Below are 13,526 nucleotides of genomic sequence, written 5' to 3'. Positions count from 1 at the left end.
CCGCCGCCAAGCCCCCATGGATGGGTTTACCCAGCACCTAAATTCCATAGTTCATTGGCTATGGTTAACTATTTTGGGTAATTCATCCAGCACCTAAATAAACCTTGATTTTGAATCATTGCCAAAGACCTATGGAATTTAGGTGCTGGATTTAGGTGCTGGGTTTACGGCGTTCCTCGACAGGCATACCCCGCACCCTGAACACGAAGAAATTTCTCAAACTGGGAATTGCTGATTTATTTCAAAAGTGAAGGCTCGTCGCTGCCGTAACCTTGAACATAATCAACACCCAAATCCAAAAGGATTTTCATTACCGAATCGTTTTCGACGAATTTGGCGATGGTTTTTTTATTCATGACATGGGCGATATCGTTAATCGATTTGACCATCGCTAGCGCTACCGAATCGGTTTCGATGTCGCGGACGAAAACGCCGTCAATTTTGAGAAAGTCGACCGGAAGGTTTTTAAGATAAGCGAACGAAGACAGTCCGCTACCGAAATTATCCAGTGAAAATCGGCAGCCGAGTTCCTTAAGCGAAGTAATGAATTGTGTTGCTGCAGTTAAATTGGAGATGGTTGCCGTTTCGGTGATTTCGAAACAGAATTTTTCGGCAGGAAGTGCAGTTTGCTTGAAGCGGTCGATAATAAATTCGAGTAGTCCTTTGTCGTTCAAGCCTGCCGTGGAAAGGTTAATCGAGCACAACGTTAGTGAACTTAGCCGGTCGGGATGTTCAAGCATCCAGTTGAACACTTTTTGAATAACCCATCGATCGATTGAAGCGGCCAATTGATAGCGTTCCGCCGCCGGTAAAAATGCGTTTGGCGTAATGATTTTGCCGGAGTCTTCCTGCAGGCGCAACAGCACTTCGTAATGATCGCCTTCGATACTTTTCAGTGCGACGATTCGCTGCCGATAGAGTCGGAAGCGGTTGTGCGACAAGGCTTGTTCGATTTTTTCGGGCCACGCGGCTTCGTTGCGGTAATCAATGCAAGCCTGATCGGATTCGGTGAAGACATGGGAGCGGTTTCGGCCGTCTTGCTTGGCTATATAGCAAGCGATATCGGCGCGTTTTAATAATTCATCGAAACCGCCGTTTTCTGCATTGATCGTGACCATGCCGATACTGACGCCGATTCGGAAGCTTTTGTCGTCCCAGCGGAATTGGTAGCGTTCGATGTGTTGCCGAATGCGTTCGGCAGTTGCTTGAGCTTGTTCCAGCGTACAGTGTTCCATCAGTATCGCGAATTCATCGCCGCCGAGTCGGGCCAGGGAGTCGCGATTGCGAATCAATGTCGATAATTGCCGGCTGATTTGGCGAAGCAATTCGTCGCCTGCCGTATGACTGCAGGTGTCGTTGACGATTTTGAAGTTATCGAGATCCAGGTAGCACAAAACATGCCCGGAGCCTTTGGTTTTAGCCGTGTTGATAATCCGTTTCAAACGGCGGTCGAACTCGGTGCGGTTAATCAAGTCGGTCAATGGATCGTGAGTCGCTTGATAGGTAATCATGTCGCGCTGAGCGAGCGTTTCGGTCACATCTTCTTGAATCGCAACATAATTCGTTACCCGGTTGTCCGAGTCCAGCATCGGTGCGATCGATTGTTGGGCCCAATACAGTTGCCCGGTTTTTTTTCGGTTTTTGAGAATGCCGCGCCAAATTTTGCCGGAGGAGATGGTGCTCCAAAGCTCTTGATATTCGTGCGGCGGTGTTTCTCCGGAACTAAAAATATGCGGTGTTTTGCCGATAATTTCTTCGGCGGTGTAACCGGAGATTTCAAAAATTTTCGGATTGGCATATTCGATCGTGCCTTTACTGTCGGTGATATAGATCAAATTAGGGCTGTTTTCGACCGCTAAATTGAGTTTGCGCAAGGTATTTTCGGATAGTTTGCGGTCGTTGATGTCGCGAATGACGCCATAGGTGCCGACAAATTCCTTATTTTCTTTTTTCTTCTTATAAACGCCTTTGGAACTCAGTACGATTGTAATTGAATTGGTTTCGACATATTTCGGCTGATCGCTGTTTTTACACCGTAAACGAAGTTCGATGGCCTTGGTGGAGCGATCGCCGGTCCTGCGTTCATTAAAAGCGTATTTCGCTTTGTCGAGATCGGCTTGATACACCAACGAGGAATAATGTTTGCCGATGATTTCGCTCTTATCGTAGCCTAGGATGTTAGCGATGGCATTGTTCAGAAACACGAATTCGCCTCGGTCGTTCAGCATGTAAATGATGTCGGGCGAACTGTCGACGAAAAAGCGGTGTAATTGTTCGGATTTCGATAATTGCGCCTGAACTTTATTATTGATTTCTTTCAGGCGGATTTTTTCGGAGGCAATTTTAACCGAATGCAGCAAGGCTTCGACCGCATAGGGTTTTTTAATGAATTCCTGGACAAAGTTAAAACGCAATGAGCGTGCGGCCTGGGCGAAAGTCGCTTCGCCGCTGATGATCAGGACTTGCGTGTCGATATCGTGGTGGGCTAGATAGTCCAAAAAATGATGACCGTTCAGAACAGGCATATTCAGGTCGAGCAAAATCAAAGGAAAATTTTGCTCGTTGATCAATTCGATGGCCGATTCGACGTTTTCCGCCATAGCGACGCGATAGCCGGATAATTTGAGAATATCGTGTAAACTTGCGCGTGCCTTGGGTTCGTCATCGATAATTAGTATCTCGATGTCTGAGTTAGAATGTAAGCTTGCTATGGCGCCCATATTTAATACCGTGATCCTATTTACTAATTATAGGCATGGTTATAGCGTTCTGGGTAAGAAAATTTGAAAGGTCGTTCCTTCGTCCGGCGTCGAGTTGCAGCCGATAGTGCCGGCTAGTTCGTCGACCAGGTTTTTGACAATAGTAAGCCCGAGTCCGGAGTGGCCTTCGCCTTTCGTGCTGGTAACCGGTCGGAATAGCTGTTCGCTGATCGTATCGGGTAAACCTGGACCGTCATCGTGGATTTGAATTTCCACGTAACAGTGATTGCCTAAATAAACGCGGTCGCGGGTTGAGATCGTGACTTGACCGCCGTCAGGCAATGCTTCGGCGGCGTTTTTGATTAAATTAGTTAGAATCTGTTTCAGCTTGGATTTGCTGACGGCGATTTTCGGGAGCCGATCATCGAGTTTCAAGTTGGCCTCTATTCGACGAGGGGCGAAGAGTCCGCCCTCGAAAAGCGCGATCAAATCGCTTAGGGTTTGGTTGATATCGATCGGGCCGGAATCGCCGCCGGCGCTTTCTTGTGTCGGTGTGTCGGAAAGGCGCAGGATGATCTCGCCGACCCGGTTGATTTCCTCTTGAATGAGCCCGATTTCTTGCGGGCTGTCGCTACCGAGTTTAAGGTTGAGCAAATAAAGGTAGTTATTGATGATGCTCAGCGGATTGTTGGCTTCATGAATTATTTTTTTTACCTGTAATTGAAAGTCCGATTGCATCGTGTCGATGTTTTCTCTGATGCGCTCGCCTGCTACACGATGATTAGAGAGGATACGGGTTGCTTCGCCGGCAAATAACGAGATCAAACCCCGTTTAGCCTTGACTTGGAGTTGGTCGGTCGGCGCCAATCCCGCAACAATAACTCCCCAATGCCTATTATTCGCGCTAAGGGGAATTGCTAACATGCCTTCGCTTTCGAGCAATCGACAAATTTGCCGGTCGATAACCGGAATGGGATCGGGCAGGGTGGTTTGATAAGAATCTAGCAAGCGTTGGTTCAATAACGCATTCGCGACCAAGCTGCGGTTAGGCTTGAGTTCGATCGACAAATTCGACAATAGGTTGGCGTTGTTTTGCTCGGGTAATGGATAACCTTCAAGCATGGGCTTTTCCGGGTTTACTAGAAACACGGCTGTTGACCGGAACCCGAATAAAATATTCAAGTCACGCAATAGAGTCGTTAGGATTTTATCGAATTGCTCGGATAAATCGTTGTTTCGTGCAATGGCGCCGAGGAATGCCAAATCCCTGGCATGCTTGCCGAGACGTTTCTGAATCGCGTTACGTTCTTCGAGTTTTGCTCTGATGACCGTCGTGCCGTCTTCAGGCTTCGCAACGGCAATTCCAAGGCTTCCGGCGGTCTGTTCGACCTGTTTTTTTACATCGACCGCTATTTCGTCGAGAATCGCTTGTCCGAGTCCGAATAGCGCATGGGCTTCGGCGTAAACAACGGCGCTGTTTTGTCTGTCGAATCGGCTTAATTGCGCTGCCAAGTTGATCAATTTAACTAAGGTAGAGCTATCGAGTATTGCTTGAGAGGCTTTGTTTTGATACAAAACGGCGTCTGCGAGAAAGCCGGGAATATTCCAGGTGTCAATGATATAAGCGCCGATTTCGCAATGTGATATTCCCAATGTTTTTTTTTCGAACGATTCGGGAAGGTCTTCGGAATGATCGTTTAGTAATGCGCCGTATTCTTTAGAAAAGCATTGCAAAAGAGCTAGTTGTCCGATGCGATGCAGTAGGCCGGTCAAGTAAGCCTGATCGGGCGATTCAAAACCGATGAGTTTTGCCAAACGTCTTGCAAAATGAGCGCATGCCAATGACCTGAACCAAATGATTTCGAGATAGTTCTGTTGAGACGGCGAGATTTGGTTAAAAAATTGTTGAGCCACGCTGGTCATTGTGATGGTCTTTAACGGCTCGAGACCTAGGATAATCAACACACGATTTAAGTTTTTTAATTCTCCGAATTGCTGATAGAAAGGCGAATTTGCCGCGGACAATATTTTCGAACTGAGCCCGGCGTCTTGCGAGATGATTCGAGTCAAGTCCTCGAAGCCGGTATCTTGATTTTGAAAGGCTTCGATCAGATTCAATAAGACTTTAGGAATAGCCGGCAATTGCTGCGGGTCTATTTCAGAGAGAATTTTTGACATGGCGGTTTCCATGAGCTTTACCGATCGGCGAATTTATAGTATTGATAACCTTATCATAATCGATAATTCGGTGTTTGGCGTTCGTTTCTTGTTAGACTCATAAGCGTTGATTCATCGGAACGGTTCGAGCTTGTGAGCTCGTGCTGAATCTATACCTATCGCACTTCAAATTTCGGCATTAGCGTATGGATGCGTCGGGGTGTTCGGCAAAGGCTTTGGCAGCATGGATGCTGTCATAGAGCCTACATGGACGTATTCACGGCGTCCTTTGACGGGCACCCCGACGCCGAAATTTGACGAGCAAAGGGTATAACAATCATGCACAACAACATATTGACTAAAGCTTATTCGGATGCCGGCATTTGATATGAAAAAAATTTACATTGCGATCTGTTTGCTGGGGTTATTGAACCTAGCATTATCAGGATGTGCCGGTGTTGACCTGGCGCATTCGGAAGATGCTCGTATTAACAACGTCATTTTAGTGATCGGCGACGGCATGGGGCCGCAGCAAGTCGGGTTGTTATTGTCTTATGCTAGGCAAGCGCCAAGCAGTGTGATCGAATCGCGCAAAACCGCTTTCGACCGCATGATTGAACAAGGCGATGCCAAATTAACTATTTCGACGACGCACGCGGCCGGCACGTTAGTCACCGATTCCGCAGCTTCGGCGTCTCAATTGGCGACCGGATATTTTGCCGGATCGGAAATGCTGGGGCTGGATAAAGACGGCAACCGCCGCGAAACGATTGTCGAAAAAGCCAAGCGTATCGGTAAGGCTACAGGGCTGGTATCCGATACGCGCATCACGCATGCGACGCCGGCGGCATTTGCCGCGCATCAGACACATCGAAGTCTCGAAAATGAAATTGCCGAAGATTTGCTGGCTATCGGTCCGGATGTTATGTTTTCGGCGGGATGGAGTTATTGGTTGCCCGAAACCGTCAACGACAAACAATCGCAAGATTACCGATCGGCAGCGCAATTACTGGGCCGGACCGACTCGATCGCTTCGAAACGGAACGATCGAAAAAATCTATTGGCACAAGCACGGCAACAGGGCTATGAGTTGGTTTTCAATAAATCGCAATTGCAGCAAGCCCGAGACAAAACCTTAGGGTTGTTTGCCGCGTCCGAATTACCGAATGGCATTGCCGAGACCCTAGCCAAACAAGACCCGGCACGTACCGTTCCGACATTGAAGGAAATGTCGCGGCAGGCGCTGGACATCTTGTCGAAAAACGAACAAGGTTTTTTTCTGATGATCGAGGCCGGGCAGATCGATTGGGCTTCGCACGGCAACGATACCGGCACCTTATTGCACGAAATGCTTCGGATGAATGAAACGCTCGAAGCAGTGCTTGACTGGATGCAAGGGCGAGACGATACCTTATTGATCGTCACGGCCGATCATGAAACCGGCGGCTTCGGCTTTAGTTATTCGGCGGCCGATTTACCCGAGCCCCGCTCGCTTCCTGGTGCGTATTTTCAAGAAGGCAGGCAGTTTCAACCGTCCTTCAATTACGGCAATCCTGAAGTGTTGGATAGGTTGTATGCACAGCAGTTGAGTTACTTTGAGCTGTTCAAGCGCTTCGAGTCCTTGCCGAAGGCGCAACAGAAACCGGCTAGGTTGGTCGAGATGGTTAATCTTTATACCGAATTCAAAATCGATGAAAGACAAGCCGAGCGTATTTTGGCGACTGAAAAAAACCGCTATTACCGGCCAAACCACAAATCATTGAGTTTAAAGCGCGTGCCTATGATGGGCTTTAACAGCGCGTTTTTTGCTTATCCGGCAGGCAATCGTCAAAATCTGCTTGCGCGAGAAGTTGCCGAACAACAGCACGCGGTCTGGGCCACCGGCACGCACACCTCGACTCCGGTGTATGTATTTATGCAAGGGCCTAGGCAGGTTTTACAACCTTTTGAAAAAATTCTGCATCATACTGAGATAGGCCGCCTTGCCGCCGATGCTTTACAATAAACGGCTTTAATTCATTTCTAAGGCCGATAATGTCTATTTCTACAAGCGATCTTGAGCGGGTTATCCGCGAAGCCGGTTCCATTGCATTGAATCATTTCAAAGCTTTGAAGCATATAGAAATTACTAAAAAAGCGCCCCGCGATTTCGTTACCGAAGCCGATGTCGCGGTTGAAGCGTTTTTGAAGAAGGAGTTGACCGGGCGCTATCCGCAATTCGGTTTTTGGGGCGAGGAAAGCGGTAAGACCGAAAACCAAAGCAGTCGTTGGGTTGTCGATCCGATCGACGGCACGCATTCGTTTTCGAAAGGCCAGTATTTTTGGTCGCTCAGCGTGGCGCTCGAAATTGAGGGTGAAATGGAATTCGGCGCGGTTTATGCACCGGCGTTCGACGATTATTATTGGGCGCAAAAAGGGCAAGGCGCATACAAGAATGGCGAGCGTATTCATGTGTCTTCGGAAACCAACTTGGCCGATGCGATGGTCAGCACGGGTTTTGCGTGTTTGCGAAGTTATTTGACAGACAATAACTTGGCGCGCTTTTGCCGGATAGCGCAAGTGACGGCCGGGCAGCGTCGACTGGGGTCGGCGGCGTTGGATTTGTGTTTGGTTGCGGATGCTCAGGTCGATGCGTTTTGGGAGCAAGAATTGAACCTTTATGATGTCGCGGCGGGCGCATTGATCGCGAAGGAAGCGGGTGCAACCGTGACCGACTTCAAGGGTAATCCCGGTATTTTTCCGAAACAGATTTTGGTCACGAACGGCAAGGTTTTGGATCAGATTTTGCCGTTGATGTAAGGTATCGGCAATTTCCAGGATAGGGTTGCCCGGGGGCGATAATCAAGCATCGAGTTGCGGCTTGGTTTCGCGTTTAAGACAATGTCTGTTCGCTTATTTCTAAAGTATAATAACCGGCCTGCATCGTTGCGTTCCGGTATTTCGTTTGGTTGCACGAGCAATCGAGTCGAATGGTGGAGCAATCCTGTTGATAATCCCGAAAGTATTTGCCAGGTCTTTTTTGCTGAATCTGGTGCTGACATTTCGTGTTGTTGCCGAAGATTTTACGGCAGCGCTCGACGAAAAAATATTGTTTGAAGACATTCCTTCGGTCTATAGCGCATCGCGATACGAGCAGCCGGTCACGCAGGCGCCTTCGTCTGTCAGTATCGTGACATCAGAGGATATCAAAAAATTCGGTTATCGCAATCTAGGCGATATTGTCGGCAGCATGCGCGGCATGTATACCAGCAATGATCGGATTTATCAGCGTATCGGTATTCGCGGTTTCAATCGGAGCGGCGATTACAATACCCGTGTTTTGGTATTGATCGACGGTCATCGCAGCAACGACAACCTGGTCGATTTCAGCGCGATCGGATCCGAGTTCATGGTTGATGTCGACGATATCAGTCGCGTCGAGCTGGTTCGCGGGCCGGCATCTTCTCTCTATGGCAGCAATGCTTTTCTCGGCATACTCAATATCATTACCAAGCGCGGCCGCGATCTTGAAGGTCCGTCCGTGACCGGTGTATTCGGCAGTCAGGAGACCTATAAGGGGAAATTCACTTACGGGCAACGCTTCGACAACGGATCGGAGCTCTATTTGTCCGGTTCGCATTTTCAGAGCGAGGGCGAGGATAATTTGTCCGTGGCCGGTCTCGGGACCGCTCGCGATGTGGATAAGGACCGTTCCGAGCGCGGTTTTGCCAAATACACGGTGGGCGATTTTACCTTGAGCGGCGCCTACGTCAGCCGCAGCAAGCGGCCGCCGGTGCCGATTGTCGACACGATTTTCAACGACTCCCGTAATAGTCTGGATGACGATCGCGCTTATGCCGATTTGCTCTACGAACATTATTTCGATAACGGTCTCGAAGTCATGGCGCGTACCTATTACGACTTCAATGCTTTCGACGGTTATTATGCCTTCGTGCCGGACGATTTAAGCCGCGACGTGTTTCGCGGTCAGTTATGGGGTAACGAGCTGAAATTGTCGAAATCATTCGGCGACCATCACGTCATTGTCGGCGGCGAATACCGGTATAATTTTCAGCAGGCGATGCGCAGTTTCGAGCGGGGATCCGGCGAACAATTTGCGGATGTGGCTATCAAACGCACGATTTGGGGTGTTTATATTCAGGACGATTACCGTATTTTAGATAATCTCACCTTGAATGCCGGCGTACGGTATGACCGTTATGAAGGTATCGCCGATGCACTAAATCCCCGGGCTGCGCTTATTTACCAACCGTTTACCGATACGACCTTAAAGCTGTTATACGGCCAGTCGTTTCGCGTGCCGAGCGCTTTCGAGGAAAATTACCGTTTCGGCAATATTTGGGTCGGGAGTTCGGATTTAGAGCCTGAGACGATGCGCTCTTATGAAGTGAATCTCATTCAGCGTATTCAACGCAATTATCTGCTTACGCTCGCGCCTTATTTCAACCAGGAATTCGATATGATTCGCTTGACCGGAGGCGGGACGGTTGAGAATCCTTATATTTATAAAAACGTCAATTCGATCGAAACTTACGGCATCGAAACCGAGCTGCAAGGGCAGTGGGAAAATGGTTGGCGCGCGGCTTTCAGTTATGCCTACCAGCAATCGAAGGTACAGGGCGACCCCAGAAAACCCGAAAACTCGCCCGAACACCTAACCAAACTCAATATTACCGGTCCTTTGTGGCAAGATCTTGTCTTTGCCGGTTTTAACTTGAGTTATACCAGCCGGCGCAACACATTTTCATCAAACGTGCCCGGCTATTTTCTGGCTAATATGACCGTTTTTTCCAGCAATTTGATTTCGGGGCTGGAGCTGAGCGGCAGTATTTATAATCTCTTCGATAGTCGTTATCACGATCCTTCTACGACCGACTTGCGCGCCGAAACCATCGAACAAAACGGGCGTTTGTTTTTGGTTAAGTTCAATTATGAGTTTTAACCGATGAGCCGATTGATCGTAATCGGCTGCTGGTTGTCAAGCCTGCTGATTTGCGTGCCCCAGTGTCTCGCCGATACGCAGAGTATTACGATTACCGCGATTTTGAGTCGGGATGCGGAACCTTATCAGGAGGTTCTAGAGGGTGTTCGACAAGCTTTTTCGGTCAGCGGGTTCCGTATTGAGCTCGATGTGCATGTTTATAAAGACGCCAGCAATAATGCCCCGATTAAAGCAGCCGTTTCGGCCAGTCGGTCCCGAGCCGTTTTATCGCTGGGTAGTCAGGCGACTGCATTTGCCGTATCTGAGTTTAGCGAATTGCCCATATGCGCGGGGCTGATCGTTGACGAAAAAGCCTTGGGCGATAGCGAGAATGTCACTGGGTTAGTACTGAAGTTTCCGTTGGAAATCGAACTGCAATGGCTCAAGATGTTTATCGGTTCCGATAAGTCGATTGCCGTGTTGTATCATGAAGAAAAAAGCGGTGCCGAATTAGGTAGGGCTCAGCAACTTGCCGAGCAAATCGGGCTCAGGCTTCATGCGCAAGCCGTCAACGATCACTCGGATTTGCCGTCCGTATTGAAACGTTTGCCGCAGAATACCGGAGCGTTATGGAGTTTCGCCGAATCCGGTATTTTAAATGCGCAAACCGCCAAGCATGTGTTGCTTTATTCGTTTCGAAACCGAATTCCTTTGGTCGGTTTGTCGAATCAGTGGACCAAGGCAGGGGCGCTTTATTCGCTCGATCGAGACTATTTCGATATTGGAGTTCAGTGCGGCGAAAAAATCGTGAAAATTTTGAACGGCATTCCTCCCGAACAAATTCCGGTGGAGCCGCCCCGGAAAGTGTTTTACTCGATCAATATGAAAACGCTACGGCATATGAAGTTGGAATTGCCGGAAAGTTTGATTCAAGATGCCCATGAAGTTTTTTAACGTAAAGTCGCAAAGGAGCCTGACTCAGGAGTTCAATGCGTTCGTGATTTTGCTGATTCTCAGTACGTCGCTGATTATTACGGGCGTCAATGCCTATCAGTCTATTGCCGATAATTACAGCCGTCTGCTGACCCATGCCCGGGTTTTGGTTGAAATGATTGCAATCAACAGCGAATATGCGCTCTATACCCGTAATGTCCGCGAATTGCATGAGATTGCACGTAAACTGGATCAAATAGGCGAGATAGCTTATATCCGTTTTTACGATGCCGATAATCAGCTGATGTATCGGCATAGTACTATCTACGGCGATTATGAGCCTACGTCCCCAACTGAGCAAGCGCGGCCGCGATTGTTGACGCTATTGACGCACAGAAGCCGTTATGCAAGCTTGGCATTCGGCAAAGAGATTTATGGCTACAGTCAGGCGCCCGACGATTCCATGTTGCTGGAATTGAACGATAGCTCTCAAACGCCCGAATATATCGGGCGCATTGAATACGGTTTGTTATTGGGGCCTTTTTTTCGGACGGCAGGAATCGCGATCGTTAATGCGCTATTGGTAAGCTTGGCGATTTCGATAGTCGCGATTTTGTTGACGGTCAGGATGACGAGGAAAATTACTTTGCCCGCCCGGCGTTTGGCCGATGCGGCGATCGATATTTCCAACGGGCACTTCGATCAGCAGTTAAAAATCAAGGGTGGCAGGGAAATTAATGAGTTGACCGAAGCGTTTAATAAGATGCTCAGAAGATTGAGCATTTACCGTTCCCGCATCATGGCGCAGCGTGAAGATTTGCGTGAAAAAGTTCGGCAGCGCACGAAAGCGCTGGAAGTCGCTACCGATAAAGCCGTCATGCTGGCTGAAGAAGCGCAAGCCGCGAATCGGGCTAAATCGCAATTTTTGGCTAACATGAGCCATGAAATCAGGACGCCGATGAATGCGATCATCGGTTTTAGCGAATTATTACTGAAAGAAGGCTTGAATAAGCAAGAGCGGCATTATGTGCAATTGATCGCCAATTCATCGCAGTCGTTATTATCGTTAATCAACGATATTCTGGATTTTTCGAAGATCGAAGCCGGTAAATTTGATTTACATTCGGACAATTTCGATCTTTATGTCACCTTGAATCAAATCGCCGATTTATTTTCGGCGCAAGCGGCGGCTAAAAATGTCGATTTGTGTTTCGACGTGATGCCGAGATTATCGACATGGGTCTGCGGCGATCAGGCGCATTTGCATCAAGTTTTGGTGAATCTGGTCGGTAACGCACTTAAATTCACGCATCGAGGCCAAGTGATTATTAGGGTGCGGGTGCTGGATGAAAATGCTTTGTCGGTTCGCTATCGCATCGAAATCCAAGATACCGGTATCGGCATCGAGCCGGACAAGCTCAAATTCATTTTCGAGCCCTTCACTCAGGCCGATGAATCGTCGAGCCGCTTATACGGCGGTTCCGGACTAGGCCTGAGCATTACCCGGCAATTGGTCGAATTAATGGGAGGCTCTATCGATTGCAGCAGCGAACCGGGTGTGGGATCGCAATTTGCCGTGGAGTTAACGCTGGAGAAGCCGGTGCCTGCGCACAGTGAGCCCGCGGTGTCCTTGCAAGGTTGTAAGGTTTTAATTGCGGCTCAGCCGGGTGCACAGGTTGATATTATGGCGAGACAGATACAGGCATGGTCGGGGGTCGCGCTAACTTCGGCAACAACGTATGAGGCGTTAGCGAAGGTGCGCGAGGCTGCCGATAACGCGGAGGCGTTCGATACGATTGTGATTGATGATCGCTTGTCGGGACTCGGCGCCTTGTTGACGGAAATCGGCAAGACGTCAGGATTAACCGGGTTACGGACAGTGCTGTGGGGTAATGCGGAGTTGTCCGAACAGGCGGATGCCTATTTGAATCAACCCTATCATCTACTCGATTTGCAAAAATGCATCAAGCCTTCCGTTCTTGCCACGGATAATTGTCCCGGGGCTGGTGAGAATTCTTCTCGATGCGATTTAGTTAAACTTCCGGAAGCGGCTATTTTAGTGGTTGAAGATAACCTTGTTAATCAAGAGCTCGCGAAGGCCATTCTTGCAGGCCTCGAATGCCGCACGACTCTTTGCGCCGATGGTGCCGAAGCCGTCGAGCAATTTACCGAGCATGATTTCGATTTGATCTTGATGGATTGCCAGATGCCGGTCATGGATGGTTATACGGCCACCGAAAAAATTCGTGCGCTCGAATGCGAACAGCAGCGGATTAAAACGCCCATCATTGCGTTGACGGCGGCAACAATTTCCGGCGATCGGGAGCGTTGCGCGACAGTTGGTATGGACGATTTTTTGAGTAAGCCTTTTATCGTCGAAGACTTAATCGATAAGCTGAAGCATTGGTTGCCGCATAAAGTTCAAAGCGTTTCAATAAGATCAATTGAAAGTTCCGATCATTCGGTGTTGGATATGGATGCACTCGCCAGAATTCGAGACTTAGATCCCGGTGGTTCGACCGCTATTTTAGCGAAAATCATAACGATTTATTTAGAGACATCGCCGGAACAAATTCGAACAATCAAGCAGGCTTACGCGCAAGAGAATAGGGATGTCGTGAGAAAAGCCGCGCACAGCTTAAAATCGTCTAGCGCCAATCTCGGTGCCGATACCTTATCCGCAGTTTGTAAACGTTTAGAGATCCAGGCGATCGATGCACAGTGGCAAGATCTATCGGATTTAATAACCACTATTGAAAATGAATTCGATTGCGTCGCCGATGCCTTGCGCGCGCAACTCGATTCTTTATCGTGAA

At 48.7% G+C, this 13,526-nt stretch carries 7 protein-coding genes; 5 read left to right on the top strand and 2 right to left on the bottom strand.

What is annotated here, in order from left to right; genetic code table 11:
• Positions 1-236 precede the first annotated feature (236 nt).
• The gene (locus MEALZ_RS17505; protein WP_014149985.1) at positions 237-2,720 is read right to left on the bottom strand and encodes an EAL domain-containing protein; all 2,484 of its coding nucleotides are present in this window, start codon (positions 2,718-2,720) and stop codon (positions 237-239) included.
• A 39-nt stretch (positions 2,721-2,759) separates the two neighbouring features.
• On the bottom strand, positions 2,760-4,877 hold the full coding sequence (locus MEALZ_RS17500; protein WP_162531691.1) for an HDOD domain-containing protein: 2,118 nt from the start codon (positions 4,875-4,877) through the stop codon (positions 2,760-2,762).
• A gap of 367 nt (positions 4,878-5,244) precedes the next feature.
• Here MEALZ_RS17500 and MEALZ_RS17495 point away from each other — a divergent pair, with 367 nt between their 5' ends.
• The 5 genes from MEALZ_RS17495 (at position 5,245) to MEALZ_RS17475 (ending at position 13,525) form a co-directional block, all read left to right on the top strand.
• Positions 5,245-6,861 carry an alkaline phosphatase gene (locus MEALZ_RS17495; protein ID WP_014149983.1) on the top strand — a complete coding sequence of 539 codons (1,617 nt, stop codon included), beginning with the start codon at positions 5,245-5,247 and terminating at the stop codon, positions 6,859-6,861.
• A 29-nt stretch (positions 6,862-6,890) separates the two neighbouring features.
• Positions 6,891-7,655 carry an inositol monophosphatase family protein gene (locus tag MEALZ_RS17490; protein ID WP_014149982.1) on the top strand — a complete coding sequence of 255 codons (765 nt, stop codon included), beginning with the start codon at positions 6,891-6,893 and terminating at the stop codon, positions 7,653-7,655.
• Positions 7,656-7,842: 187 nt separating this feature from the next.
• Complete coding sequence (locus MEALZ_RS17485) at positions 7,843-9,798, top strand: TonB-dependent receptor plug domain-containing protein (protein WP_014149981.1); 1,956 nt, start codon at positions 7,843-7,845, stop codon at positions 9,796-9,798.
• A gap of 3 nt (positions 9,799-9,801) precedes the next feature.
• Positions 9,802-10,731 (top strand): ABC transporter substrate-binding protein, encoded by a 930-nt coding sequence (locus MEALZ_RS17480; protein WP_014149980.1) that lies wholly within the window; start codon positions 9,802-9,804, stop codon positions 10,729-10,731.
• Positions 10,718-13,525 (top strand): ATP-binding protein, encoded by a 2,808-nt coding sequence (locus MEALZ_RS17475; protein ID WP_014149979.1) that lies wholly within the window; start codon positions 10,718-10,720, stop codon positions 13,523-13,525. The genes MEALZ_RS17480 and MEALZ_RS17475 overlap by 14 nt, the downstream gene beginning before the upstream one ends.
• Position 13,526 lies beyond the last annotated feature (1 nt).

The sequence above is a fragment of the Methylotuvimicrobium alcaliphilum 20Z genome, from assembly GCF_000968535.2.
GTDB classification, from domain to species: Bacteria; Pseudomonadota; Gammaproteobacteria; order Methylococcales; family Methylomonadaceae; genus Methylotuvimicrobium; species Methylotuvimicrobium alcaliphilum.
The sequence above is the reverse complement of the archived record's forward strand: the minus strand, read 5'-3'. Positions and strand labels throughout refer to the sequence as shown.

Excerpts from the sequence above, each read along its gene's own strand:
- MEALZ_RS17505 (WP_014149985.1), bottom strand. The coding sequence starts at position 2,720 with ATGGGCGCCATAGCAAGCTTACATTCTAACTCAGACATCGAGATACTA.
- MEALZ_RS17480 (WP_014149980.1), top strand. The coding sequence starts at position 9,802 with ATGAGCCGATTGATCGTAATCGGCTGCTGGTTGTCAAGCCTGCTGATT.
- MEALZ_RS17500 (WP_162531691.1), bottom strand. The coding sequence starts at position 4,877 with ATGTCAAAAATTCTCTCTGAAATAGACCCGCAGCAATTGCCGGCTATT.
- MEALZ_RS17495 (WP_014149983.1), top strand. The coding sequence starts at position 5,245 with ATGAAAAAAATTTACATTGCGATCTGTTTGCTGGGGTTATTGAACCTA.
- MEALZ_RS17475 (WP_014149979.1), top strand. The coding sequence starts at position 10,718 with ATGAAGTTTTTTAACGTAAAGTCGCAAAGGAGCCTGACTCAGGAGTTC.
- MEALZ_RS17490 (WP_014149982.1), top strand. The coding sequence starts at position 6,891 with ATGTCTATTTCTACAAGCGATCTTGAGCGGGTTATCCGCGAAGCCGGT.